The 26,859-nt window shown below is 64.2% G+C and carries 22 protein-coding genes; 15 read left to right on the top strand and 7 right to left on the bottom strand.

Going from position 1 to position 26,859, the window contains the following annotated elements:
* Positions 1 to 73: 73 nt before the first annotated feature.
* Positions 74 to 913, top strand: coding sequence for a bifunctional helix-turn-helix domain-containing protein/methylated-DNA--[protein]-cysteine S-methyltransferase (locus BHD06_RS07680; protein ID WP_080456410.1), 840 nt, complete (start codon positions 74 to 76; stop codon positions 911 to 913).
* 124 nt (positions 914 to 1,037) lie between these two features.
* Entirely contained in the window at positions 1,038 to 1,697 is a 660-nt protein-coding gene (locus tag BHD06_RS07685) for an OmpA family protein (protein WP_080456411.1), read from the top strand.
* A gap of 78 nt (positions 1,698 to 1,775) precedes the next feature.
* Here BHD06_RS07685 and fdhF read toward each other — a convergent pair whose 3' ends face one another.
* Positions 1,776 to 4,550: a formate dehydrogenase subunit alpha gene (fdhF, locus tag BHD06_RS07690; protein ID WP_080456412.1), complete on the bottom strand. Its 2,775-nt coding sequence runs from the start codon at positions 4,548 to 4,550 to the stop codon at positions 1,776 to 1,778.
* Positions 4,551 to 4,768: 218 nt separating this feature from the next.
* Here fdhF and BHD06_RS07695 point away from each other — a divergent pair, with 218 nt between their 5' ends.
* From BHD06_RS07695 to BHD06_RS07710, 4 genes are read left to right on the top strand one after another with little or no spacing between them, the layout of a single operon-like run.
* Positions 4,769 to 5,419 carry a histidine phosphatase family protein gene (locus tag BHD06_RS07695; protein WP_080456532.1) on the top strand — a complete coding sequence of 217 codons (651 nt, stop codon included), beginning with the start codon at positions 4,769 to 4,771 and terminating at the stop codon, positions 5,417 to 5,419.
* A gap of 17 nt (positions 5,420 to 5,436) precedes the next feature.
* The gene (locus BHD06_RS07700; RefSeq protein ID WP_080456413.1) at positions 5,437 to 6,051 is read left to right on the top strand and encodes a glutathione S-transferase family protein; all 615 of its coding nucleotides are present in this window, start codon (positions 5,437 to 5,439) and stop codon (positions 6,049 to 6,051) included.
* 10 nt (positions 6,052 to 6,061) lie between these two features.
* On the top strand, positions 6,062 to 7,117 hold the full coding sequence (locus BHD06_RS07705; RefSeq protein ID WP_080456414.1) for a saccharopine dehydrogenase: 1,056 nt from the start codon (positions 6,062 to 6,064) through the stop codon (positions 7,115 to 7,117).
* Positions 7,118 to 7,120: 3 nt separating this feature from the next.
* Complete coding sequence (locus BHD06_RS07710; protein WP_080456415.1) at positions 7,121 to 8,263, top strand: saccharopine dehydrogenase family protein; 1,143 nt, start codon at positions 7,121 to 7,123, stop codon at positions 8,261 to 8,263.
* 38 nt (positions 8,264 to 8,301) lie between these two features.
* Here the strand turns inward: BHD06_RS07710 and BHD06_RS07715 are convergent, their stop codons facing one another.
* Complete coding sequence (locus tag BHD06_RS07715; RefSeq protein WP_080456416.1) at positions 8,302 to 9,510, bottom strand: aminopeptidase P family protein; 1,209 nt, start codon at positions 9,508 to 9,510, stop codon at positions 8,302 to 8,304.
* Positions 9,511 to 9,662: 152 nt separating this feature from the next.
* On the opposite strand from BHD06_RS07715, the gene BHD06_RS07720 reads away from it, so the two are divergent.
* From BHD06_RS07720 to infB, 6 genes are all read left to right on the top strand, one after another.
* Positions 9,663 to 10,676, top strand: a complete 1,014-nt coding sequence (locus BHD06_RS07720) for a P1 family peptidase (RefSeq protein WP_080456417.1) — start codon at positions 9,663 to 9,665, stop codon at positions 10,674 to 10,676.
* A 48-nt stretch (positions 10,677 to 10,724) separates the two neighbouring features.
* Positions 10,725 to 11,456, top strand: coding sequence for a hypothetical protein (locus BHD06_RS07725; RefSeq protein ID WP_080456418.1), 732 nt, complete (start codon positions 10,725 to 10,727; stop codon positions 11,454 to 11,456).
* A gap of 134 nt (positions 11,457 to 11,590) precedes the next feature.
* Entirely contained in the window at positions 11,591 to 12,166 is a 576-nt protein-coding gene (rimP, locus tag BHD06_RS07730) for a ribosome maturation factor RimP (RefSeq protein WP_080456419.1), read from the top strand.
* A 4-nt stretch (positions 12,167 to 12,170) separates the two neighbouring features.
* Positions 12,171 to 13,784, top strand: a complete 1,614-nt coding sequence (nusA, locus tag BHD06_RS07735) for a transcription termination factor NusA (RefSeq protein WP_080456420.1) — start codon at positions 12,171 to 12,173, stop codon at positions 13,782 to 13,784.
* Between the two features lie 25 nt (positions 13,785 to 13,809).
* A complete protein-coding gene (locus BHD06_RS07740) occupies positions 13,810 to 14,433 on the top strand; it encodes an RNA-binding protein (RefSeq protein ID WP_080456421.1) in 624 nt (207 codons plus the stop codon).
* Between the two features lie 6 nt (positions 14,434 to 14,439).
* The gene (gene infB / locus BHD06_RS07745) at positions 14,440 to 16,944 is read left to right on the top strand and encodes a translation initiation factor IF-2 (protein WP_080456422.1); all 2,505 of its coding nucleotides are present in this window, start codon (positions 14,440 to 14,442) and stop codon (positions 16,942 to 16,944) included.
* 359 nt (positions 16,945 to 17,303) lie between these two features.
* On the opposite strand, the gene mutT is transcribed toward infB, so the two are convergent.
* From mutT to BHD06_RS07760, 3 genes are read right to left on the bottom strand one after another with little or no spacing between them, the layout of a single operon-like run.
* On the bottom strand, positions 17,304 to 17,702 hold the full coding sequence (mutT, locus tag BHD06_RS07750; RefSeq protein ID WP_080456423.1) for an 8-oxo-dGTP diphosphatase MutT: 399 nt from the start codon (positions 17,700 to 17,702) through the stop codon (positions 17,304 to 17,306).
* Complete coding sequence (gene argJ, locus BHD06_RS07755) at positions 17,699 to 18,928, bottom strand: bifunctional glutamate N-acetyltransferase/amino-acid acetyltransferase ArgJ (protein ID WP_080456424.1); 1,230 nt, start codon at positions 18,926 to 18,928, stop codon at positions 17,699 to 17,701. The genes mutT and argJ overlap by 4 nt, the downstream gene beginning before the upstream one ends.
* Before the next feature lie 3 nt (positions 18,929 to 18,931).
* Positions 18,932 to 19,783 (bottom strand): peptidylprolyl isomerase, encoded by an 852-nt coding sequence (locus tag BHD06_RS07760; protein WP_080456425.1) that lies wholly within the window; start codon positions 19,781 to 19,783, stop codon positions 18,932 to 18,934.
* A 192-nt stretch (positions 19,784 to 19,975) separates the two neighbouring features.
* Between BHD06_RS07760 and secA the strand changes: the two genes are divergently transcribed.
* From secA to BHD06_RS07775, 3 genes are all read left to right on the top strand, one after another.
* Complete coding sequence (gene secA / locus BHD06_RS07765) at positions 19,976 to 22,684, top strand: preprotein translocase subunit SecA (protein WP_080456426.1); 2,709 nt, start codon at positions 19,976 to 19,978, stop codon at positions 22,682 to 22,684.
* A gap of 94 nt (positions 22,685 to 22,778) precedes the next feature.
* Positions 22,779 to 23,765 carry a hypothetical protein gene (locus BHD06_RS07770; protein WP_080456427.1) on the top strand — a complete coding sequence of 329 codons (987 nt, stop codon included), beginning with the start codon at positions 22,779 to 22,781 and terminating at the stop codon, positions 23,763 to 23,765.
* 26 nt (positions 23,766 to 23,791) lie between these two features.
* A complete protein-coding gene (locus BHD06_RS07775; protein ID WP_080456428.1) occupies positions 23,792 to 25,351 on the top strand; it encodes a substrate-binding domain-containing protein in 1,560 nt (519 codons plus the stop codon).
* 78 nt (positions 25,352 to 25,429) lie between these two features.
* Here BHD06_RS07775 and rpsO read toward each other — a convergent pair whose 3' ends face one another.
* Positions 25,430 to 25,699: a 30S ribosomal protein S15 gene (rpsO, locus tag BHD06_RS07780; protein WP_050662966.1), complete on the bottom strand. Its 270-nt coding sequence runs from the start codon at positions 25,697 to 25,699 to the stop codon at positions 25,430 to 25,432.
* Positions 25,700 to 25,846: 147 nt separating this feature from the next.
* Positions 25,847 to 26,851, bottom strand: coding sequence for a calcium-binding protein (locus BHD06_RS24640; RefSeq protein ID WP_080456429.1), 1,005 nt, complete (start codon positions 26,849 to 26,851; stop codon positions 25,847 to 25,849).
* Positions 26,852 to 26,859: the final 8 nt, after the last annotated feature.

The raw sequence follows: 26,859 nt of genomic DNA on the forward strand, positions 1-26,859 counted from the left end.
TTTGGCGGGATGCGCAACATTCGGGTCGCGGGCCGTGCGCGCGCGGCCTATCTTGTGGCAAAGCAGTCAGGATATGCCGATGACCGACCTGGAACAAAGTTATCACTACAACGTCATGCGCCGCGCCATTGACCTGATCGACGCAGGCGGCGAGGCGCGCCCGCTGGAGACGCTGGCCGCCGAGATGGGCATGAGTGCGGCGCATTTCCAGCGGCTTTTCTCGCAATGGGTGGGTGTGTCGCCCAAGCGCTACCAGCAGTATCTGACGCTTGGCCACGCCAAGGACCTGCTGGCGCAGCGCTATACCACGCTGGAGGCGGCGGATGCGGCGGGATTGTCGGGGTCTGGGCGGCTGCATGATCTCTTTCTGCGGTGGGAGGCGATGAGCCCCGGTGAATTCGCGCGCAAGGGCGCGGGGCTGACCATTCATCACGGCTGGTTTGACAGCCCGTTCGGCGAGGCGCTCGCCATGGGCACGGAGCGCGGTCTCTGCGGGCTGGCCTTTGCCGGGGAATTCGGGCGAGACGTGACCATGACCGACATGCGCACCCGCTGGCCCGAGGCGACCTATATCGAGGCCCCGGAGAGAATCGCCCACTGGGTCCGTGCCGCCTTCGAAGGGCGAGGCGAGGCCGCGCTCCACATGATCGGTGCGCCGTTTCAGATCAAGGTCTGGGAGGCGCTGCTCACCATCCCGTCGGGCCATGTCACCACCTATTCCGAAATCGCGCAGGCCATCGGCAACCCGCGCGCCGTGCGCGCCGTGGGCACCGCCGTGGGGCGCAACCCGGTCAGCTTTCTGATCCCCTGCCACCGGGCCTTGCGCAAATCGGGGGGATTGGGCGGCTATCACTGGGGTCTGCCGGTCAAGCGCGCAATCCTCGCATGGGAAAGCGCCCGAGCCGAGGGATAGGCGGAAACCCGCGCGCCGCGCTGTATCTTTCCCCGTGACCGGACCTTGGGAAACGCGTTGTTATTGCATATCATGGCCCGATACCCGATCCATCGGGCCGATCAATCAACAGAGGCGACCTTCCATGATCCGAGCACGCAATCCCATTCTCCTTCTTTCCGGCGCATCGCTCCTGCTGGCCACGGCCTGCACCGATCCGAATTACGTCGCGGGCAGCGATCCGAACCGCAACGCCAAGACCGGTGCCATCATGGGCGGCCTGATCGGGGCGGGCACCGGGGCTGTCATCGCCGATAACGACGCCAAGGGCGCGATCATCGGCGGCATCCTCGGCGCGGCGGGCGGCGCGGCGCTTGGCACGTCGCTCGACCGGCAGGAGGCCGAACTGCGCCGGCAACTCGACGATGACGTGCAGATCGTCAATACCGGCGATCGGCTGATCCTGACCATGCCGCAGGATATTCTCTTCGATGTGGACAGCGCCACCGTGCGGCCGGTCTTGCGTGACGACCTGTTCAAGGTGGCCGACAGCCTTCAGAAATATCCCGACACAACCGTGCAGGTGGTGGGCCATACCGACAGCGACGGCACGGCCAGCTACAACCAACAACTGTCGCAGCGCCGCGCCAATGCGGTGGCCGATGTGCTGATGAGTGGCGGCGTGCCTTATGCCCGCGTCAACGCCTTTGGCCGAGGCGAGGATCAGCCGGTGGCCTCCAACCTCACCGCCGAGGGCAAACAGCAGAACCGTCGCGTCGAGATCGTGATCCTGCCCAACCGGTGACGCCGCCCGCACGGGCGGGATATGAGTATTTTCCGGAACGGTGAATGAGGGGGCGATTTGCGGATCGCCCCCCGACTTTTATTCCGCCGCCATCTCCGCCGCCTCGACCCGGACCGCCGAATACTTGAACTCGGGGATCTTGCCATAAGGGTCGATGGCGGGATTGGTGAGGATATTGGCCGCCGCCTCGACATAGGCAAAGGGCAGGAACACCATGTCGGGCGCGACCGCCCGGTCGGCGCGGGCCATGATCCGGATCGAGCCGCGCTTGGTGGTCAGGCGCACCATGCCGCCCGGCTCCACCCCCATGTTGCGCAGGGTCGAGGGATGCATCGAGCAGTTGGCCTCGGGTTCCACCGCGTCAAGCACGCTGGCGCGGCGGGTCATCGAGCCGGTATGCCAGTGCTCCAGCTGCCGACCCGTAGTCAGCACCATCGGATAGTCGGCGTCCGGCACGTCATCGGGCGGGATGATCGAGGCGGGGGTAAAGCGCGCCCGCCCCTCGGGACGCGGGAAGCCGTCGCCGAACACCACCGCCTCGCCCGGGCCATCGGGTGTTTTGCACGGATAGGTCACGGCGTTTTCATGCTCCAGCCGCTCCCACGAGATATTGTCGAGCGAGCGCATGTTCACCTTCATCTCGGCAAACACATCCGCCGGGCTATCGTAGTGCCACTGCAAACCCATCCGGTTGGCCAGATCGACGGTGATGCGCCAGTCCTCACGCGCCTCGCCCGGCGGGGTGACGGCGCGACGGCCCATCTGCACCTGACGGTTGGTATTGGTGACGGTGCCGGATTTCTCATAAAAGGCCGAGGCGGGCAGGATCACATCGGCATAATTCGCCGTCTCGGTGATGAAGATGTCCTGCACCACCAGATGTTCCAGCTTGGCGAGCGCGTCGCGGGCATGCTCCACATCCGGGTCGGACATGGCCGGGTTCTCGCCCAGGATATACATGCCCTTGATCTTGTCCTCGTGTACCGCATCCATGATCTCGGTCACGGTGAGGCCTTTTTCGGCGCTGAAATCGCCCGTGTTCCAGACCTCGGTAAAGGCGCGGCGCACGCCGTCATCCGTCACCGTCTGGTAATCGGGCAGGAACATCGGCACGAGCCCCGCATCCGAGGCACCCTGCACGTTGTTCTGCCCGCGCAAGGGATGCAGCCCGGTGCCGGGGCGGCCCACATGGCCGCACATCAGCGCCAGGGAGATCAGGCAGCGCGAATTGTCGGTGCCGTGGATATGCTGGGAAATGCCCATGCCCCAGAAGATCATGCCTGCCTTGGCACGGGCGAATTCACGGGCCACGTCGCGCAGCGTCTCGGCGGGGATGCCGCAGACCGCCTCCATCTTCTCGGGCGGGAACTGCGCCAGATGCGCCTTTTCGGCCTCCCAGTTTTCGGTGAAGGCCTCGATATATTGCTGATCGTAAAGTCCTTCCTCGACGATCACATGGCAGATCGCGTTCAGCATCGAGACATCCGCGCCAGGCTTGAATTGCAACATATGCGTCGCAAAGCGGCGCATGCCAACGCCACGCGGGTCCATCACGATCAGCTTACCGCCGCGCTTGGTGAACTGCTTGAAATACGTCGCCGCCACGGGGTGATTCTCGACCGGGTTGGCACCGATGATGATCGCCACATCGGCATTCTCGATCTCGTTGAACGTGGCCGTCACGGCACCCGAGCCGACATTCTCGATCAATGCGGCCACCGAGGAGGCATGGCACAGCCGCGTGCAGTGATCGACGTTGTTGTGGCCAAAGCCCTGCCGGATGAATTTCTGAAACAGATACGCCTCTTCATTGGTGCATTTGGCGCTGCCAAATCCCGCAACACTCGCACCGCCATGGGCATCCTTGAGCCGCTTCAACTCACCCGCCGTCAGGTCGAGCGCCTCGTCCCACTCCGCCTCGCGGAAGAACTCGTGCCAGTTTCCGGGATCGACATTGAGACCCTTTGGCGGCGCGTCCTCGCGCCGGATGAGCGGTTTGGTCAGGCGGTGCGGGTGGTGGATATAGTCATAGCCAAAGCGCCCCTTGACGCAGAGTCGTCCTTCGTTGGCGGGGCCGTTGATGCCCTCGACATACTTGACCTTGCCATCCTTGACCTTGAGCGAGACCTGGCAGCCCACCCCGCAGAACGGGCAGATGCTCTGCACCTCCTCGTCATAATCGGCGCTGTCGCCCTGCTGCGCGTCATCCACCACCGAGGCGGGCATCAGCGCGCCGGTCGGGCAGGCCTGCACGCATTCGCCGCAGGCCACGCAGGTGCTCTCGCCCATCGGGTCGTCGAAATCGAAGACCGGATAGGCATCGTGGCCGCGCCCGGCCATGCCGATCACGTCATTGACCTGCACATCGCGGCAGGCGCGGACGCACAGGTTGCATTGAATGCAGGCATCCAGATTGACGCGCATCGCCACGTGGCTGTCATCGAGCAGTGGCACGCGCGGCTTTTCAAGCTTGGGAAACCGGCTATGGGTCACGCCATTGGCATCGGCCATGTCCCACAGGTGGCTGGAGGCATCGTGCGAGGCATCACGCTCGGGCTGATCGGCAAGCAGCATCTCGACCACCATCTTGCGCGCACTTTCCGCGCGATTCGAATTGGTGGTGACGATCATCCCGTCCCGCGCCTCGCGGATGCAGGAGGCCACGAGCGCGCGCTCGCCCTCTACCTCGACCATGCAGGCGCGGCAGTTGCCGTCGGGGCGATAACCGGGGTTCGGTTTGTGGCACAGATGTGGGATCTTGAGCCCGCGACCATTGGCCACCTCCCAGAGCGTCTGGCCCGCCTCGGCCTCGACCTCAGTTCCATCCAGTGTGATCTTGATCGTTTCAGACATGCGCGCGACTCCTCTTGACGGCCATGGCATACCACGCACCACCCCCGTGTGTACCCGGCAATCCCGACACGGCACCGCATTTTTGCGGCGGCGCACACGGGTGGATGTCCTATAGGCGTCAGCCACAGGTCCGACCGGGCGATTATTATTTCCCTTGTGCCATCTTTCACCCGCTGCCGCGCGGCGTTAACGTCACGATCAAACGCGGAGGCGACATCTTGGCAGAACTTATTCTGGTGCGACACGGGCAGGCGAACAGCCATGCGACCGACGAGGCGGACTATGACCGGCTGTCGCCGCTCGGCGTGCAGCAGGCGGAATGGCTGGGCGCGCATCTGCGCGGGACCAATCCGCATTTCGACCACGTGATCACCGGCACGCTGCACCGGCAGACCGGCACCGCGCGGGCCATGGGCTACGCGATCACCAAACAGGATGCGCGGCTAGATGAGCTGAGCTATTTCGCGCTCGCGCAGGCCATCGAGGCGCAGCATGGCATCCCCGCGCCCTCGGACGCCACCGAATTCGCCCGCTACTTGCCGCAGGTAATCGAGCATTGGGCGCGCGGCGACCTTGCGGATGTGCCCGAGACGTTCGATCATTTCACCACCCGGATCACCGGCCTGATCGACGATATCTGCCATCATCCCGGGCGCATCCTGATCGTTACCTCTGGGGGTGTGATCGGTATGGTGATGCGGCACACGCTCGGGCTTGATATTCCCGGCATGTCCAAGGTCATGCTGCAAGTGATGAACAGCTCGCTGCACCGGCTTGAACATGTCCACGATATGCTGATGCTGGGCACGTTCAACGCCACCCCGCATCTCGACCTTCCCGACCGGGCGCATGCCCGCACTTTCATCTAAACAACAGGACACGCACCATGAAACTCTATTACGCCAAGGGCACCATCGCCATTGCGACGGCCATCGCATTGCACGAGGCGGGGCTTGATTTCGAGCCGGTACGCCTCGATTTCCGCGCCGGAGAGCAAACCGGGCCGGAGTATCAGACGATCAACCCCAAGGGCCGTGTGCCCGCGCTTGTCACCGAACAAGGCATCCTGACCGAGACGGCGGCGATCCTTGATTACATCGCCGATATCGCGCCCGCCACCGGGCTGCGCCCCTCTGGCCCCTATGAGGCCGCCAAGATGCGCGAGGCGATGTGCTATCTCGCCTCGACCATGCATGTGAACCACGCCCACAGGATGCGCGGCCACCGCTGGGCCGATCAGCAAAGCTCGTTCGACGACATGAAGGCCAAGGCAGTCCAGACCATGACCGACAGCGCGGCCCATGTGGAACATCACCTGCTCAAAGGGCCGTATGTGCTGGGCGAGACGTTCTCATTGGCTGATCCCTACCTCTATGTCGCCTGTAGCTGGCTGGAGGGGGACGGCGTGACCGTCGCCGATTACCCCAAGATTACCGGCTTCATCGAGGCGATGCGCGGCCGTGCTTCGGTGGCGAAGGTCATTGCCGACAACATGATCTGAGGGCTGCCGCATGACACATCTCTGGGTCCGGGCCGAACAGCGGCCCAACGAGGAGCGCGTCGGGCTGACCCCCGAGGGGGCGGCGGCGCTGATCGCCAAGGGCATCCGCGTGACGGTGGAGGACAGCCACAACCGCGCCATCCCGATTGACGGCTACCGGGCGGCGGGCTGCGAGATCGCGGGCGAGAATACCTGGCCTTCCGCCCCGTCGGATGCGATCATCTTCGGCCTCAAGGAACTGCCCGAGGACGGCACCGCCCTGCCGCATCGCCACATCATGTTCGGCCATGCCTTCAAGGGGCAACATGCGGGCAAGCGCCTGCTCGCGCGGTTCAAGGCCGGGGGCGGCACGCTCTATGATCTGGAATATCTGGTGGATAAGGACGGGCGGCGCGTCGCCGCTTTCGGCTATTGGGCGGGCTATGCGGGGGCGGCGGTGTCGCTGATGACATGGGCGGCGCAGCAGGGCGGCGGCACCTGCCCGCCGGTTGCGACCTGTCCGGGGCGCGATGCGCTGCTTGCGGGTCTTGGGGCGCAGCTTGATGCAGCGGGCAAGGACCGCCCCACCGCCATCGTCATCGGCGCATTGGGGCGTGTCGGCACCGGCGCGGCGGATCTGTGCGAAGCGACGGGCGTGACCGTCACCCGGTGGGACATGGCCGAGACTGCCAAGGGCGGGCCGTTCCCGGAAATCCTTGACCACGACATTTTCCTCAACTGCATCCTCGCGCGCCCTGGCACACCGGTCTTCGTGCCGAAATCCGCCTTGACCGACCCCCGCCGCCTGACCGTGATCGGCGACGTGGCCTGCGACCCGGACAGCGATTACAACCCCGTGCCGGTCTATGACCGCGCCACCACATGGGCCGAACCGGCGCTGCGCGTCCACGATGCGCCGCCGCTCGATGTGATGGCGATCGACAACCTGCCCTCGCTCCTCCCGGTGGAATCCTCGCAGGATTACGCGGGCCAGCTTTTGCCATCCCTGCTGACGCTCGACGCGCTCGATCAAGGCGTCTGGGCGCGGGCCGAGGAAACTTACAAGACACATATGAAGGAGGTCTGAGACATGACAATCCATTGGTGCGGCACCGGCCTTTCGGCGATTCCCGGATTGCGGCGACTGATCGAGGCGGGCCATGACGTGACCGTCTGGAACCGCTCGACCGACAAGGCAGAGGCGGCGGTGGGCGACCTGACCGACCGGATCAGCGCCTTTGACAAGGACGCGCTCGCCGAGGCGCTAAAGCCCGGTGACGTCGTCGTCTCGATGCTGCCCGGCGACTGGCATGTGCCACTGGCGGAGCTGTGCTTGTCAAAGGGCGCGCATTTCGTCTCGTCCTCCTATATCGCGCCCGAGATGCGGGCGCTCGATCAGGCGGCGCGCGACAAGGGCCTGTGCCTCGTCAACGAGATCGGCCTCGATCCCGGCATCGACCACCTGATGGCGCATCACCTGGTGGCCGAGTATCGCGCATCGGATGCGTTCGACGCGGGCAATGACCTCAGCTTCACCTCCTATTGCGGCGGCGTGCCGAAAGTGCCCAACCCCTTCCGCTACAAGTTCAGCTGGTCCCCCTTGGGCGTACTCAAGGCGTTGCGCTCGCCCTCGCGTTCGATCCGTGATTTCTCGGAACTCAACGTCGCGCGGCCCTGGGATGCGCTCTCATCCTACGACGCGCCGCTGCCTGCGCCTGAGACATTCGAGGTCTACCCCAACCGCGATTCGATCCCCTTCATCGCCGATTACCGGTTCGATCCCGACTGGCGGATCAAGGATTTCGTGCGCGGCACGCTGCGGCTGAATGGTTGGTCCGAGGCGTGGAAGGACATCTTCGCCGAGATCGAGACGCTTGAGGGCGAAGCGGGCGAGGCCCGTCTCAAGGAAATGTCTGATCAGTTCTGGCAAGAGAACGCCTATGATGAAGGCGAGGCCGACCGCGTCGTGCTCTGCGTCGATCTGAAGGCGGAAAAGGCCGGACAACCGGTTTGGCACAAGACCTACGTGATGGACGCCTGGGGCGATGCGCGCGGCACGGCGATGGCGCGGCTGGTGTCCATCCCGGTGTCGCTGGCCATCGAATCGGTCCTCAACGGCGAGATCCCGGCAGGTGTCAGCCCCGCACCGCACGACCCGAAACTGCTCGCGCGCTATCTGGGTGAGGTCGGCCACCTCGCGCAGCATTTGCAGGTGGTCGATCATCTGGCCTGACGGCGGGCGGGGCGGCACTGTGCCGCCCCGCAGATGTCTTACTCGACGACGTTGAACTCCGGCCCATAGGGATAACCCGTGATGTTCTCGTGGCCGTCTTCGGTGATCACGAGAATATCGTGCTCGCGATAGCCGCCTGCGCCGGGCTGACCCGCGCCAAGCGTCAGCATCGGCTCCATCGAGATGACCATGCCCGGCTCCAGCACCGTATCGATATCCTCGCGCAGTTCCAGCCCCGCCTCGCGGCCATAGTAATGGCTCAGGATGCCGAAGCTGTGGCCATAGCCAAAGGTGCGGTATTGCAGCAGGTCGCGGTCCTCCAGGAAGGCGTTGATCCGATGCGTGACCTCGGCGCAGCTTACGCCTGGCTTGAGCAGCGACATGCCATATTCATGCGCGGCGACGTTGGCCTCCCATATCTTGCGGCTCGTCGCATCCACCTCTGCGGCAAACATCGTGCGTTCCAGCGCCACGTAATAGCCCGAGACCATCGGAAAGGTGTTGAGCGACAGGATATCGCCGCGCTCGATCGCCCGCGCCGTCACCGGGTTATGCGCGCCATCGGTGTTGATGCCGGACTGGAACCACACCCATGTGTCGCGATACTCGGCCTCGGGAAAATGCCGTGCGATCTCGGCCTCCATCGCGTCGCGCCCCGCCATTGCGACGTCGATCTCGCGTGCGCCGATTTTCACGGCGTCACGGATGGCATATCCGCCCACATCCGCCACCTGCGCGCAGGACCGGATAAGCGCGATCTCGGCCTCGGATTTGCGCATTCGCTGGCGCATCGTGGCCGGTGCCACGTCCACCATCGTCAGCGGCGTCAGAAAATCCTCCAGCTTGTCGCGCTGCATCAGCGTCAGGTGATCGCCCTCGTAGCCGATGACACCGCCCTCGCCCGCCACCGCGCGCACCGCGCGCCAGAAATTGTCGCGCTGCCAGTCGGTATAGGTGATGTTGTCGCAAAAGCACCGCCGCCACGGCTGGCCCGCGTCGATGCCTGCGCTGATCGTCACGCAGTCGGTCTCGGTCACGACAAGGCCATAGGGGCGACCAAAGGAACAGTAGAGAAACCCCGAGTAATAGGCGATGTTGTGCATCGACGTGAAGACGACGGCGCTTGCCCCCGCCTCCTCCATGATCGAGCGCAGGGCCGCGATGCGCGCCTCGTATTCGGATACGTCAAAGGGCAGCGGGGCCTTTTCGCCATTGTGGAAACGATAAAATTCAGGACGTGCAGTCATAGTGACCCTCCTTGCAAAAGAAGGTCCCGGCGTTCAGGACTGTTGGGAAAGGCCCTGATCGGAGCGACGCCATCGCCCGGGCCTGACACCTTTCCTTGCCTATCCCGCGCACTCTGGCAAGATCATTCGCGACCCAGAAGGAGATTTGCGGCATGAAAACGCAGACGGGCGCGCGCAACCTGATCACCGATGTGGCGGGGCTGCGGGTTGGCAACGCGCAGGATGTGGGCCTGCGCTCAGGCACAACGGTGCTGGTGGCCGATGCGCCCTTTACCGCCGGGGTGCATGTCATGGGCGGCGCACCGGGCACGCGCGAGACGGATTTGCTCAGCCCCGACCGGGTTGTCGAACAGGTCGATGCGCTCGTGCTCTCGGGCGGGTCGGCCTTTGGCCTCGATGCCGCGTCGGGCGTGGCGGACGGGCTGCGCGACATCGGGCGCGGCTTTGCCGTGGGGGATGTCCGTGTGCCCATCGTGCCGGGCGCGATTCTCTTTGATCTCTTGAACGGCGGCGACAAGGACTGGTGCGACAACCCCTACAAGGCGCTTGGCCGCGCGGCCCTTGCGGCGGCGTCAGACGCGTTCGAGATCGGCAGCACGGGGGCGGGCACCGGGGCGACAACCGCAACCCTCAAGGGCGGGCTTGGCTCGGCCTCGGTCGTGCTGCCGGATGGCACAGTCGTGGGCGCTTTGGTGGCGGTGAACGCGCTCGGCTCGGCGACGGTAGGTGACGGGCCCGCATTCTGGGCCGCGCCGTTCGAAATCGACGCCGAGTTCGGCGGGCTCGGTCCCGCCACGCACCACCCCGATCCGATGACCGCCTCCACCAAGCTGGCACAGCACGCCAATACCACCATCGGCATCGTCGCCACCGATGCGACGCTGACACAGGCGCAGTGCACACGGCTGGCCACTGCTGCGCATGACGGGTTCGCCCGCGCGTTGGTGCCGTCGCATACGCTGATGGATGGCGACCTGATCTTTGCCGCCGCGACCGGCACGCGGCCCGCCCCCGATCCGGCAGGCCAGGTGTTGCTGGGGCATGCGGCGGCCGGTGTCATGGCGCGGGCAATTGCGCGCGCGGTATTCAGCGCACGCAGCCTGCCCGGCGATCCCGTAGGATCATGGCAGCAGCGGTTCGGCGGCACCGCTTGTGCGGGCGGCTGACGCGCCATATGGTCCTTGCCAAGAACCAGAGCAGGAAAAACCGCACACATGACCTCTGTCGGCCCCCGCATGACCGAATGCCTCGGCCCGATCCGGGTCATCAATCTCGTCTCGCGCCCCGATCGTCGCCGGGAGTTCGCCGCACAGCTGGCGCGAATCGGGCTCGGCTTCGATCATCCGCAGGTTTCGATCTTTGACGCGATCCGGCCCGACAGCCTGGCCGGGTTTCCCACACTTGGCACGCGCGGCTGTTTCCTGAGCCAGATCGAAGTGCTGCGGCAGGCGCGCGACGATGGCCTGTCGGGCTTTGTACTGTGCGAGGACGATCTCGATTTCAGCGCGGATTTCGAGCATCGCGCACCGCAGGTGCTGGAGGCGCTGAGCGCGCGCGACTGGGATATCTTTTATGGTGGCTTCGATGCCGCAGCGCATGGTCTCGTGGTTGAGGACGGGCTGCTGCGTCTCGACCCCGCGCAGTCGGTTTTATGCAGTCACTTCATGGCCTTCCGCAGACCCGCCATCGAGGCACTGGTGCCCTACCTGACCGCGATCACTAAGCGCGAGGCGGGCGATCCCGCGGGCGGGCCGATGCATGTCGATGGCGCCTATTCGCAATTCCGGGCCGATCATCCCGAAATGGTGACGCTGGCGGTCTCGCCCACATTGGGGGGGCAACGCGCCTCGCGCACGGATATTCACGAACTTCGCTGGTTCGACCGGCTGCCAGTCCTGCGCGATGTCACGCAATTCGGTCGCCGTCTGCTGCGGGCGCTGCGCTAGCGCCGAAAAGCCTGCTTGCAAATCCGCGACAGGCGGCCTATATCCCCACCAACAGCGGCGCTTTCGGGTCCACTCCGAAGGCTCCACCGGAGAGTGTAACGGGCCGCGCGCCCGTTTTTTTGTGTCTGGATACAATGACCAACGACCTGATTGCCAAAGCCGCGATTGATCGCCGACTGGCCGAGATCATCACACCGGTGATCGAGGACATGGGCTATGAGCTGGTGCGCGTGCGCCTGATGGGCGGCAAGACCCATACCCTTCAGATCATGGCCGACAAGCCCGACGGCGGGATCGAGGTGGATGACTGCGCCGAGATCAGCACCGCCGTCAGCGCCACTCTCGATGTCGAGGACCCGATCCTCGACGCCTACACGCTCGAAGTGTCGAGCCCCGGTATCGACCGTCCGCTGACCCGGCTCAAGGATTTCGAGATGTTCGAGGGCTACGAGGCCAAGCTTGAGACCTCCGAGATGATCGACGGGCGCAAGCGCTTCAAGGGCATGCTGGCCGGTGTCGAAGGCAACGAAGTGCTGATCAATGTCGAGGAGGGCACCATCGGGCTCGACTTCGACTGGCTGAGCGACGCCAAGCTGGTGCTGACCGACGAGCTGATCCGCGAGATGCTGCGACAGCGCAAGGCGGCGGGCACCATCAACGAAGAAAATTTTGACGAGATCGAAACCGATAGCGGTTCTGAGGAGGACTGAGACCATGGCAATCACATCGGCCAACCAGCTTGAGCTGTTGCAGACCGCAGAGGCGGTGGCACGCGAGAAGATGATCGACCCTGGCCTCGTGGTCGAGGCCATGGAAGAAAGCCTCGCCCGCGCCGCCAAGAGCCGCTACGGCAGCGAGATGGACATTCGGGTCAGCATCGACCGCAAGACCGGCCGCGCGACATTCACGCGGGTGCGCACCGTGGTCGAGGACGAGGAGCTTGAGAATTACCAGGCCGAGTTGACCGTGGAGCAGGCCAAACAGTATCTTGATGAGCCCAAGGTCGGCGACACCTTCGTCGAGGAAGTGCCCCCCGTCGAGATGGGTCGCATCGCGGCGCAAAGCGCCAAGCAGGTGATTCTGCAAAAGGTGCGCGAGGCCGAGCGCGACCGCCAATACGAGGAATTCAAGGACCGCGCGGGCACCATCATCAACGGCGTCGTCAAGCGCGAGGAATACGGCAACGTCATCGTCGATGTGGGCGCGGGCGAGGGCATCCTGCGCCGCAACGAGAAGATCGGGCGCGAGGCATACCGCCCCGGCGACCGGATCCGCTGCTACGTCAAGGACGTGCGCCGCGAGCAGCGCGGCCCGCAGATCTTCCTCAGCCGGACCGAGCCGCAATTCATGGCGGAACTGTTCAAGATGGAAGTGCCCGAGATCTATGACGGCATCATCGAGATCAAGGCCGTCGCCCGCGATCCCGGCAGCCGCGCCAAGATCGCCGTGATCTCCTATGACAGCTCGATCGACCCGGTGGGTGCTTGCGTCGGCATGCGCGGCAGCCGCGTGCAGGCGGTGGTCAACGAGCTTCAGGGCGAGAAGATCGACATCATCCCGTGGAACGAGGATCAGGCGACATTCCTCGTCAACGCATTGCAGCCCGCCGAGGTCAGCAAGGTGGTGATCGACGAGGACGCGATGCGCATCGAGGTGGTCGTGCCCGAAGAGCAGCTGAGCCTCGCCATCGGGCGGCGCGGTCAGAACGTGCGTCTGGCAAGCCAGTTGACCGGGCTCGACATCGACATCATGACCGAGGCCGAGGACAGCGAACGCCGTCAGAAGGAATTCGAGGAGCGCACCAAGCTCTTCATGGACACGCTCGATCTCGACGAATTCTTCGCGCAGCTTCTGGTGGCCGAGGGCTTCACCACGCTGGAAGAGGTCGCCTATGTGGAACTGGACGAACTTCTGGTGATCGACGGGGTCGATGCGGACACCGCGGGCGAGCTTCAGGCGCGGGCGCGCGACGTGCTGGAGGCGCAGGCCGCCGCGGCACTCGCCAAGGCGCGCGAACTGGGGGTCGAGGACAGCCTTGTTGAATTCGAGGGTCTGACACCCCAGATGGTGCAGGCACTGGCCGAGGATGACGTCAAATCGCTCGAAGATTTCGCCACCTGCGCCGATTGGGAACTGGCAGGCGGCTGGACCACCGAGAACGGCGAGCGCGTCAAGGATGAAGGCATACTGGAGAAGTTTGACGTCTCGCTCGAAGAGGCGCAGAATATGGTCATGACGGCACGCGTCATGCTCGGCTGGGTTGACCCGGCAGATCTGGAACCTGCAGTCGACGAGACAGACGGCGATGACGCGGAGGTCGAGGCCTGATTTTATCAGGCCTCGGAAGCACCTGATGGGGCGCGGCGGGCAACCCAAAGACCGGAGCGACGGTCCAGAGCGTAAATGCATCGCCACGGGCGAGGTGCAACCAAAACATGGGCTGATCCGCTTCGTGATCGGCCCCGAGGGCCAGATCGCCCCCGACTTGGCAGAAAAGCTGCCGGGGCGCGGCATCTGGGTCGCGGCGGATCGCTCTGCACTAGCCAAGGCCGCCAAAAAGGGGCTGTTCGCCCGTGCGGCGCGGCAGCCGGTGAAGGTGCCCGAAGATCTGGTCGATCAGGTCGAGGCGCTGCTGGCGCAACGGGTGCTGAACCTGATTAGCCTCATGCGCAAGGGCGGCGCTGCGACCTCGGGCTATGAGCGGGTCAAGGACTGGCTGGCCAAGGACGAGGCCGAAGTTCTGATCCAGGCCAGCGACGGCTCGGAGCGCGGAAAATCGAAATTGAGCACGCCCTATGGCGGCTCATTCATCGGCTGGCTGACCGCCGATGAACTGGGTCAAGCCTTCGGGCGTCAAAGCACGATCCATGCCGCACTGGGTGCTGGAGGTTTGTGCAAACGTGTTGTAGAGGAGGCGGCAAGACTGAAGGGTCTGCGCGTCTCGGACGGCGGGACAGCGCGCCGGAAAGGAAAGTAAGAGAATATGAGCGACAACGACGGAAAGAAACCTTTGGGTGTGCGTGGCGGCGGGTCCCGGCCCGGGAACGTGAAGCAGAGCTTCAGCCATGGCCGGACCAAGAACGTCGTGGTGGAAACCAAGCGCAAGCGCGTGGTGGTGCCCAAGCCGAGCGCGGGAACATCGTCCGGCGGCGCGGGAGGCTCTGGAAAATCTTCCGGTCCGGCAAGCTCTGCCAAGCGCCCCGCCGGCATTTCCGACGCTGAGATGGAGCGCCGGATGAAGGCGCTCGCCGCCGCCAAGGCGCGCGAGGCCGACGATGCCGCCAGGCGTGAGGCCGAGGAAAAGGCCCGCGAGAAAGAGCGTCTGCGCCGTCGCGAAGAGGCCGAGGCGAAGGAGCGCGAGCAGCGCGAAGCCGAAGAACGCGCCAAGGCCAAGGCCGAGGAAGACGAGCGCAAGAAGCGCGAGGCCGAAAAGGCCGCCGCCAAACCGGCGGCAGCCCCGTCCGAGCCCGAGGTTGCCCCCGGACCCGCGCGTCAGACCCCCTCCAAGCCCGCGCCTGCCGCGCGCAAGCGTGAAGACGACGACAAGGGCGCGCGCCGCGGCAAGGGCCGTGGCGGCGACGATGGTCGCCGTTCGGGCAAGCTGACGCTCAACCAGGCGCTTTCAGGTGGCGAAGGTGGACGCCAGAAGAGCATGGCCGCGATGAAGCGCAAGCAGGAGCGCGCACGGCAAAAGGCCATGGGCGGCTCGCAAGAGCGTGAAAAGATCGTGCGCGATGTGCAACTGCCCGAGGTGATCGTCGTCTCCGAACTCGCCAACCGCATGGCCGAGCGCGTCGGTGACGTTGTCAAGGCGCTGATGCAGAACGGCATGATGGTCACGCAGAATCAGTCCGTTGATGCCGACACCGCCGAGCTGATCATCGAAGAATTCGGCCACCGGGTTGTCCGTGTCAGCGACGCGGATGTCGAGGACGTGATCGCCACGATCGAGGACAAGCCCGAGGACATGCAGCCGCGCCCGCCGGTCATCACAATCATGGGCCACGTGGATCACGGCAAGACCTCGCTTCTGGACGCGATCCGCGATGCCAAGGTCGTGGCCGGAGAAGCGGGCGGCATTACCCAGCATATCGGGGCCTATCAGGTCACCACCGATGGCGGCGCGGTGCTCAGTTTCCTCGATACGCCGGGTCACGCCGCCTTTACCTCGATGCGCTCTCGCGGTGCGCAGGTCACCGATATCGTGGTGCTTGTGGTCGCGGCCGATGACGCGGTGATGCCGCAGACCGTAGAGGCGATCAACCACGCAAAGGCGGCCAAGGTGCCGATGATCGTGGCCATCAACAAGGTCGACCTGCCCGCAGCCGACCCCGACAAGGTGCGCGCCGATCTGCTGCGGCACGAGGTGATCGTCGAGGCGATGTCAGGCGATGTGCAGGATGTCGAGGTATCGGCCATCTCGGGTCAGGGATTGGATGAACTGCTTGAGGCAATCGCGCTTCAGGCCGAGATTCTCGAACTCAAGGCCAACCCGAATCGCGCCGCCGAGGGCGCTGTGATCGAGGCGCAGCTTGACGTGGGCCGAGGCCCCGTGGCCACGGTTCTGGTCCAGAAGGGCACGCTCAAACAGGGCGATATCTTCGTGGTGGGCGAGCAATTCGGCAAGGTTCGCGCGCTGATCAACGACCGCGGCGAGCGCGTCAAGGAGGCTGGACCCTCGGTGCCGGTCGAGGTTCTGGGTCTTAACGGCACGCCCGAGGCCGGCGACGTTCTCAATGTCGTCGAGACTGAAGGCCAGGCTCGCGAAATCGCCGAATACCGCGCCAATGCCGCCAAGGAAAAGCGCGCCGCGGCCGGGGCAGGCACCTCGCTCGAACAGCTTCTGGCCAAGGCCAAGGAAGACGAGAACCTCAAGGAACTGCCCATCGTGGTCAAGGCCGACGTGCAGGGTTCTGCCGAGGCGATCGTTCAGGCGATGGAGAAGATCGGCAACGAGGAAGTGCGCGTGCGCGTGCTGCACTCGGGTGTCGGTGCGATCACCGAATCCGATATAGGTCTGGCCGAAGCCTCTGGTGCGCCGGTTCTGGGCTTCAACGTCCGGGCCAATGCGCCTGCGCGCAACAGCGCCAACCAAAAGGGTGTGGAGGTCCGCTACTACTCGGTAATCTATGATCTGGTCGACGATGTGAAGGCGGCGGCCAGCGGTCTGCTGGGCGCCGAAATCCGCGAAAAGTTCATCGGCTATGCCCAAATCCGGGAGGTCTTCAAGGTCACCGGCGTGGGCCGCGTCGCGGGTTGTCTGGTCACCGAAGGCGTGGCCCGCCGCTCCGCCGGTGTGCGCCTGCTGCGCGACGACGTGGTGGTTCACGAAGGCACCCTCAAGACGCTCAAGCGGTTCAAGGACGAGGTCGCCGAGGTGATCTCGGGTCAGGAATGCGGCATGGCCTTCGAGAATTACGACGACATCCGCGAAGGCGATGTGATCGAGATCTTCGAACGCGAGGAAGTCACTCGCACATTGGCCTGAGGTCAGTCACACAAAAAAGGCGGCCTTCGGGGCCGCCTTTTTTCTGACCGCCGCGTTCGTCACGTTCGGCTTGATACCGGACGTCCTGCATAGAGCCGGTCGCCGACGCGCACCTGCATGAAGCCGTTTGCAAGAAGTCGAACAAAAAGCCCCTGAACCAATGTGCTGGACCCGAGTTGAATCGTACGGAGCATTCATCGTCTTCCTTCTACGGTGTGCGCCGTGGCACGTGCTTTGACAGCATTGCACGAGATTACGCGGAATCCTCGACTTTTCGCTCAGTGATCAAAGGAATGTTACCGGGTATGTTTCGATAGCTTGAGCCCGGCTGCGCGCATACCGGTTCCAGCCCGGCGCTATCAGAGCCAATCGCGCAGGATCGGGATAAGCGGAATGTCGGCGGGCGGCATCGGATAGGTTTTGAGATCGCCCGCGCGCACCCACTTGAGGGCCTGCCCCTCACGACCCTGCGGGATGCCCTGCCATTTGCGGCAGGCAAAGAGCGGCATCAGCAGGTGAAAATCGTCGTAGGAATGGCTGGCGAAGGTCAGCGGAGCAAGGCACGATGCCCATGTGTCGATGCCCAGCTCCTCCTGCAACTCACGGATCAGGGCATGTTCGGGCGTCTCGCCCGGCTCGACCTTGCCGCCGGGAAATTCCCACAGCCCGGCCATGGATTTGCCCTCGGGGCGCTGCGTCAGCAATATGCGCCCATCGACGTCGATCAGCGCCACGGCCGAAACCAGAACCGTTTTCAAGACCGGTAATCCGCGTTGACGTCGATATAGCCATGGGTCAGATCACAGGTCCAGACGCGCGCCGTGCCGCCACCGAGACCCAGATCGACATGAATCACGATCTCCTCGTTCTTCATGTATGCCGCTGCTTTCGCCTCGTCATAGGCGGGGCTGACAAACCCGTCGCGCGCCACCTCCAGATCGCCGAACCAGATCGCAAGGCGGTCACGATCCGCGCGCGCGCCGGACTTGCCCACCGCCATCACGACGCGGCCCCAGTTCGGGTCCTCGCCCGCCACCGCCGTCTTGATCAGGGGCGAATTGGCAATGGCCTTGGCATGCACATGCGCCTCGGCATCCGAAGCCCCGCCAGTCACCGAGACCTCGACAAATTTCGTGGCCCCCTCGCCATCGCGCACCACCTGATGCGCCAGATCGAGCATGACCCGGCGCAGCCCCGCCATAAAGCCGACATTGGTCTCGGTCACGCGAATGCCCGAGGCCCCCGTCGCCGCCACCAGAAGCGTGTCGGAGGTCGAGGTGTCGCTGTCCACGGTGATGCAGTTGAACGTGGTGCGGTTAAGCGCGCTAACCATGTCTTGCAGGATGTCCTGCTCAATCGCGGCATCGGTGAAGATATACACCAGCATCGTCGCCATATCGGGCGCGATCATGCCCGACCCTTTGGCGATACCCGCGATATGCACGCTCTGCTCGTCGATGGTGATCGTGGTGCCCGATCCCTTGGGAAAGGTGTCGGTGGTCATGATCGCATGCGCTGCCGTCTCGATGGCATGCGGCGACAGTGCGGATTTGAGATCATCGAGGCAGGCGATGATGCGCTCATGCCGCAGCGGCTCGCCAATCACGCCGGTCGACGAGGAAAACACCCGCACCGCCGGGATGCCGAGCGTTTCGGCCACCGCCCCTGTCACCGCGCTGACCGAATCGGCCCCGCGACGCCCGGTAAAGGCATTCGCGTTGCCGGAATTGACGAGGATCGCGGCCCCGCCCTCGGGCGCGCCGCCGATCTTGTCCTGGCAATCCAGCACCGCCGCAGAGCGGGTGGCCGAGCGGGTGAACACCCCCGCCACCGCCGTCCCGGGCGCAAGGCTCGCCAGCATCACATCGGTGCGCTCCTTGTAGCGCACCCCCGCCGCTGTTGTGGCAAAACTCACCCCAGCGATCTCGGGCAGTTCGGGAAAGCCCGCCGGGGCCAGCGGGGAAAGCGGCGGTTTGGCGCCCATGGCTCAGTTCTCCAGAAGATCGGTCTGGTTGATCAACGCGGGGTCGAGCGCGTCGCCCGCGTCACGCGCGACACTGCTTTCGGCCTCAAGCTCTGCGATATAGGCGTCAAAAGCCGCTTGGCGCAGCTCGCCCGCCAACTCGTCACGCACCGCGTCAAGCTCGGGGCGTTCCTTGACCCGGGTCTCCTTGAGCTGGATCACATGCCAGCCAAATTGCGTCTGCACCGGGGCCGATACCCCGCCTTCGCCGAGGGCCGCCACCGCGTCGAAGAACTCAGGCACCATGACACCATCGCCGAACCAGCCCAGATCACCGCCCGAGGGGCCGGAAGGGCCGGTGGAATGCTCTTGCGCGAGGGCCGCGAAATTGGCCCCGCCCTCGATCTCCTCGATCAGCTTTTGCGCCTCTTCCTCGGTTTCCACGAGGATATGCGCGGCCTTGAACTCGGTCTCGGGGTCCGCATCGGAATAGCGCGCCTCATAGGCCTCTTGCAGCGCCTCGTCGGTGAGCGCGTCGTTGAGAACATCATCGGCCACATCCGCCGCAAGGATCGCGCGCTGCTCGTTGTCGAGCTGCATCTGCGCGGCCAGCGACGGCGTGCCCTCATGCGCCTGCATCAGAAGGCTCTGCTGCACCAGTTGATCCAGCACGCCTTTGAACAGCACCTCCGGCGGGACCTGATCGTATTGCTGCGGCAGCCCCGCGCGCAGCGCCAGCATGTGCCCCAGCGTAATCTCGGTATCGCCCACGGTGGCGACGACGGTCTCGGCGGTCGGCGCATCCTGCGCCAGAAGCGGCGTGCTCAGCACCAGCCCGGCGACAAGCGCGGTAGAGGTCATCAAATGGCGAAACATGGAAACATCCCTTTATTGCGTGACGCGGCACCGGATGGGACAGCGCGCGACGTTGACACTTTTCCGGCAGCCCCTTACATCGCCTTGTAACCAAGGCGCGAGCCGACAACTTGCGCCCGTTCTAGGGCGCACAGGCGAGCGGGGCAAGCGATTGCCTGTCACGGACAGTCAAAACACCGGAACGGATAAAACATGTTGGGTATTGGAACGGTCGCGCGCAAGATCTTCGGCACACCGAACGACCGCAAGATCAAGGCGACGCGGCCGCTGGTCGAAAAGATCAACGCACTGGAACCCGAGTTCGAAGCCCTGAGCGACGAGGGGCTGATCGCCAAAACGGATGAGTTCCGCAAGCGCATCACAGAGGGCGAAAGCCTTGATGCGCTCTTGCCCGAGGCATTCGCCAACTGCCGCGAGGCGGCGCGCCGGGCGCTCGGCTTGCGAGCCTTCGATGTGCAGCTGATGGGCGGTATTTTCCTGCATCAAGGCAACATTTCCGAAATGAAGACCGGCGAGGGCAAGACGCTTGTCGCCACCTTCCCCTGCTATCTCAACGCACTGTCGGGCCGGGGCGTGCATGTAGTCACCGTGAACGATTATCTCGCGCGGCGCGATGCGGAATGGATGGGCAACGTCTTTGCCGCGCTCGGCATGACCACGGGCGTCGTCTATCCGCAACAGCCCGAGGCCGAGAAAAAGGCGGCCTATGCCGCCGATGTCACCTATGCCACCAATAACGAGCTTGGCTTCGACTACCTGCGCGACAACATGAAGTCGTCCCTCGAAGAGATGAACCAACGCGGCCACAACTTTGCCGTGGTGGACGAGGTCGACAGCATCCTGATCGACGAGGCGCGCACACCGCTGATCATTTCCGGCCCGAGCCAGGACCGCAGCGAGCTTTACCAGACCATCGACGCGCTGATTCCGGAACTGAGCGACGATCACTATTCGCTCGACGAAAAGACCCGCAACGTCACCTTTACTGACGAGGGTAACGAATATCTGGAAAACCTGCTCAAGGCGCGCGGCATTCTCCCCGAGGAGCAATCGCTCTACGATCCCGAGAGCACGACCATCGTGCACCACGTCAATCAGGGCCTGCGCGCGCACAAGCTGTTCAGCAAGGACAAGGACTATATCGTGCGCGACAGCGAGGTCGTGCTGGTCGACGAATTCACCGGCCGCATGATGGCCGGACGGCGTTTGTCCGACGGGCTCCACCAGGCCATCGAAGCCAAGGAGGGCTGCCAGATCCAGCCCGAGAACGTGACACTCGCCAGCGTCACCTTCCAGAATTATTTCCGCCTCTATGACAAGCTGTCCGGCATGACCGGCACCGCCGTTACCGAGGCCGAGGAATTCATGGAAATCTACGGTCTCGGCGTGGTCGAGGTACCCACCAACCAGCCGATCGCGCGGGTCGATCAGGACGACGCCGTCTATCGCACCCAGCAGGAAAAAAACGACGCCATCGTCGAGGAAATTCGCGAGGCACATGGCAAGGGGCAGCCTATCCTCGTGGGCACCACCTCGATCGAGAAGTCCGAGATTCTGAGCACGCTTCTGACCAGGGCCGAGATCCCGCACAACGTCCTCAACGCACGCCAGCACGAGAAGGAGGCGCAGATTATCGCCGATGCGGGCAAGTTGGGTGCGGTCACCATCGCCACCAACATGGCCGGGCGCGGCACCGACATCAAGCTGGGCGGCAATCTCGATTTCCAGATCATGGAGGCGATCGCCGCCGACCCCGAGGGTGACCCTGAGGAAATCCGCCGCCGCATCGAAGACGCGCACACCGCGGATGAAGAGGCCGTCAAGGCTGCGGGCGGGCTTTTCGTTCTTGCAACCGAGCGCCATGAAAGCCGCCGCATCGACAACCAGCTGCGTGGCCGGTCGGGTCGTCAGGGCGATCCGGGCCGGTCAGCCTTTTTCCTCAGCCTCGATGATGACCTGATGCGCATCTTCGGCTCAGAACGGCTGGAAAAGGTACTCTCGACGCTTGGCATGAAAGAGGGCGAGGCGATCATTCACCCCTGGGTCAACAAATCGCTGGAACGCGCGCAGGCCAAGGTCGAAGGGCGCAATTTCGACATCCGCAAGCAATTGCTGAAATTCGACGACGTGATGAACGAACAGCGCAAGGTGATCTTCAAGCAGCGCCTCGACATCATGAAGGCCGAGGACCTGAGCGAGATCGTGCGTGACATGCGCGCCGAGGTGATCACCGATCTGGTCGATCAATACATGCCGCCCAAGACCTATGCCGATCAATGGGACACCGAAGGGCTTTATGCCGCGGTGATCGAGCAGCTTGGCATGGATGTGCCGGTGATCAACTGGGCCAACGAGGAAGGCGTCGACGACGAGGACATCATCGAGCGTCTCGACAAGGCCGCCGACGAGATGATGGCCGCCAAGGCCGCGCAATTCGGGCCCGAGAGCATGCGCATGATCGAGAAACAGGTGCTCTTGCAGACCATCGACGGCAAGTGGCGCGAGCATCTTCTGACACTCGAACATCTGCGCAGCGTCGTGGGGTTCCGCGGCTACGCGCAGCGCGACCCGCTGAACGAATACAAGAACGAGTCGTTCCAGCTCTTCGAGACCATGCTCGACAGTCTGCGCATGGACGTGACCAAGAAACTGTCGCAGATCCGCCCGATGACGGAGGAGGAACAGCAGACATTGATGCGCGAATTGCAAGAGCAGCGCGCCGCGATGGAGGCCTCCGCCCAGCCCGACACGCCAGCCGAACCCGCCGCAGATGCCGCCACCGACGAACCCTCCGGCTTTGTCGAGAACGACCCCTCGACCTGGGGCAATCCCGGCCGGAACGAGCCCTGCCCTTGCGGATCTGGAAAAAAATTCAAGCATTGCCACGGGCGGCTGGCCTGACCGGGCCGTCAGAATGACACCATTTCCGCGCCATCGCGAGGCCATTATTAACCCTTAACCTCCATGCCAACCGTGTATTGGTATGGAGAGGGCTATGTCCAAGTCTCGACGTTACATCATGGCGGGCGGCACCTTTGCCTGTGCGCTCGGCATCGGGTTTTTCATGCAAGCGCAGACCCCATCGGGCAGTATCATCGCCGCGCAGACCTCCGCGCTGCCCGTGATCGAGAAACCGGTCGATATCTCGCAGATCGAACTGACCTCGGCCGAGGCCGCGCCGACACCGCCCGCCGCCATGCCCGCGCCCGCCGCGCTTCCGGCCATGCCGGTCAAGCTCGCGGTGGCAGAGGGCATCGCCGCACCAGACGCCCTGCCCCAGGAAGAAACCGCACCCACCTTTGACTGCGCCTACGAGATGCAGGTCGCGACGCGCAAGGCCGCGATGGTCGAACTGACCCTCTCTGCCCCCTGCCGCATCAACGAAGGCTTTACACTGCACCACAACGGCATGATGTTCAGCGCCGTCACCGACGCCTCGGGCCAGGCCATGTTCGAAGTGCCGGCCCTCGCCGAGCACGCAGTCTTTATCGCCTCCTTCCCGGATGGCAACGGCGCGCTTGCGACCGCCGATGTCGACACGCTCGGCCTCTACGACCGCTTTGTCGTGCAGTGGAGCGGCAGCGCCGACAGCCTCGGGCTGCATGCGCTCGAATACGGCGCCGATTTCGGAGAGGCGGGCCATGTCTGGGCCACCGCCGGTCAAGACAAGGCACGCGGCATCGCGGGCGAAGGCGGATTTCTCACCCGTCTCGGCCTGCCCGAGGCCGACCGCGCCCTGATGGCCGAAATCTACACCTTCCCCACCGCCAACGCCCGGCGCGGCGGAGAAGTGACACTGCGGGTCGAGGCCGAGGTGAGCGCCGCCAATTGCGGGCGTGACCTCGAGGCGCAGACCATCGCCACCGCCCCAAGCGGCCTCAAGGTTCAGGATCTCGTGCTCGCCATGCCCGATTGTGCGGCGGTCGGAGAGTTTCTTGTGTTGAAAAACCTGTTCAATGACCTGAAGATTGCGCGAAACTGATAACGTGATCGTCAAGGGGGCAGGACATGACAGCATTGCGTGCGGCGATCCTCGCCGCACTTTCCCTTTGGGTCATGGCAATCCCCGTGACAGCACAGGACGTGACCCTGCGCTCGCATGACGGCGATGTCGAGATTTCCGGTAACCTTCTGGGCTTCGACGGCGAATTCTACCGCGTCGACACGGTCTATGGCGAGTTGACCGTCGACGGCTCGGGCGTGGCCTGCGACGGGCCGGGCTGCCCCAATCTCGAGGCCTATGTCGCGCGGCTGGTGTTTTCCGGCGCACCCACCGTGGGGCGCGTGCTCATGCCTGCCCTGCTAGAGGCCTTTGCCATTCGCGGCGAATACGTGCTGACCCGCGCCGCCGACACGCCGAGCGAGCTGCGTTTTGAGCTGCACGCCGCCGAGGACGGGCCGCTGATCGGGGAATTCACCTTTCGCCTGACCAATACCGACGAGGGCTTTGCCGATCTGCTGGCCAACGAGGCCGACATCGCGATGACGTTGCGCGAGATCCGTCAGCACGAGTTGGAACGCGCGCGCGAGGCCGGGCTCGGTGATCTCTCGGCCCCGGGCCGCGCGCGCATCCTCGCACTTGACGCGCTCATCCCGGTCGTCGCCCCCAGCAACCCGGTGCAGGGGATCAGCCTGAACCAGCTGTCACGCGCCCTGGCCGGTGAAATCACCAACTGGGCCGACCTCGGCGGACCGGATGCGCCGATCGACATTCACCTCTGGGCCCCCGAGACGGGTATCGGGCAGGCCAGCATCGACCAGGTTCTGACGCCTGCGGGGCGGCATATTCTGGACCGGGTCAAGCGCCATGCCAATGGCACGGATTTCGCCCGGACGGTATCGCAGGATCCCTTCGCCCTGGGGCTGACGACGCGGTCGGAGCAGGGCAATACCTGGCAATTGCCGATCACCGGGGCCTGCGGCTTTGCCCTGCGTGCCACGCGGCGCGCGGTCAAGACCGAGGATTACCCGCTCACCGCGCCGCTTTTTCTCTACCTGCCCGCGCGCCGCCTGCCCAAGCTGGGGCGCGAGTTCATGGCCTATCTGCGCGATCCGTCGGCACAGCTGGTGATCCGTCGCGCGGGGTTTGTGGATCAGACCCCCGAAGCGATAGAGATCAACGCGCAGGGTGATCGCTTCGCCAATGCGATCGCGCGGGCAGGCGAAGAGCTGGGCCTTGACGAATTGCAGCGCATGGTCCGCACGCTGGCGCCGCTGAAACGACTGACCACCACCTTCCGCTTCGAGACCGGTTCGGTGCGACTCGATGCACAGTCACGGTCCAACGCCGAACAACTCGCACAGGCGCTGGAGGTGGGGCTATATGACAGCCGCCGCCTCGTCTTTGTCGGGTTTTCCGATGGCGAAGGAGCGGCAGGCACGAACCGGGAAATCGCGCTGCGCCGGGCCGAGACCGTGCGCCGCGCAGTGACGCGCGCCGCCGAGACTGCGCGGCTCGACGAGATCGACATCGGTGTCGAGGCGTTTGGCGAGGCGATGCCCATGGCCTGCGACGACACTGCTTGGGGCCGCCAGGTGAACCGCCGGGTCGAGGTCTGGGTCAGATGACCGCGCAGCGCCTTTGAAAAAGCGAAACGCCCGCCTTTCACAAGGCGGGCGTCCGAAAACCTGTCTGGCGAGAGGTGCTCAGCGGCGAATGCCGAGGCGCTTGATGAGGTCCGTGTAACGGGCCTCTTCCTTGCCCTTGAGGTAGTCAAGAAGCTTGCGGCGCTGCGCAACCATCATCAAAAGACCACGGCGACCGTGATTGTCTTTCTTGTGGGTCTTGAAATGTTCGGTCAGCGTAGTGATCCGCGAGGTCAGGATGGCAACCTGCACTTCGGGCGAGCCGGTGTCGCCCTCCTTGGTGCCGAATTCCTTGATCAGGCGGTGCTTTTCTTCAACAGTGATCGACATCGGGATCTCCTTGTGATTCAGGGTTTCGGGCACAAGCCGGGATGTCGTCCAGCAAGGTCCATGAGATATGCCTTTGGGCCGGGCCCGAAGGATAGGCGCGTATAGGAGAATTCGACGGGGAATGAAAGCGGAAATCCATTCCGTGTTTCAGGACCCGATCAACCCGGCCAGCCCGCTCTGCGGCAGCAGCGTGACATGGTCCAGCGTCAGCCCCGCCGCATTGGCAATCGTCGCCAACTGAACGCCCTCGACCACAAGATGCTGCGTCTCGGGGGTCTCGGGATCAGAGGCCAGCCCGATCTCGGGGGCACCGCCGGAAGTATCGTCATAAACCACGAGCAGCGAATCCTCCGCCACCGAGAAATCCAGGATCTCCGCCTGATGCCTGGCCGTCAGCCAGTCACCGAGAATCACCTGATCGGCCCCCGACCCGGTGTCGACCACGTCCTCCTGCCCGGCAATGATCACGTCATCGCCCGATCCGCCATTGAGATAATCCCGCCCATCGAGATCGTCGCGCGCCGCAGTGTCCGGATCGTCGACCACGCCGTTCAGCGTGTCATCTCCGATGCCGCCAAAGAGCGTGTCCTGCCCCAGATCCCCGGTCAGACGGTCATTGCCGATATCGCCATGCAGCGCATCCGCACCCTGCCCGCCCGCGAGCGCGTCATCCCCCGCACTGCCGACAAGACTGTCATCGCCAGCGCCGCCAGACAGCCGGTCATCATCGTTATGACCGAAGAGCGTATCGTCGCCAGGACCGCCGCGCAGATCGTCATCGCCGTCCCCCCCGTGCAGCGAGTCATCGCCGCCATCGCCCGAGATCACGTCCTGCCCGGCACCGCCATGCAGCACATCCGCACCGGGCCCGCCGCTAATCGTGTCTTCACCCTGATAGCCGTTGATCTGATCCTGGCCGTCGGTCCCGGCAATCACCTCGGCCTCGCCTTGCCCGGCAATCACCTGCCAGACCGGCTGCGCGGCCTCACCCGCATCTTGCACCAGCGCATCCAGCAGATCCGTATCGCTGTCCTGCTGACCGTCATCGGGTGCGGCGTCGGGTTCGGGGGTGTTGTCAGACCCTCCCCCCAGACCGACAAATGCCGACGCGCCAACGGCCACCATTCCCAACAAACCTGCCGCCAACATCATCACAAAAA

It is taken from the genome of Roseovarius sp. A-2 (genome assembly GCF_002072155.1).
In the GTDB taxonomy this organism is placed as follows: domain Bacteria; phylum Pseudomonadota; class Alphaproteobacteria; order Rhodobacterales; family Rhodobacteraceae; genus Roseovarius.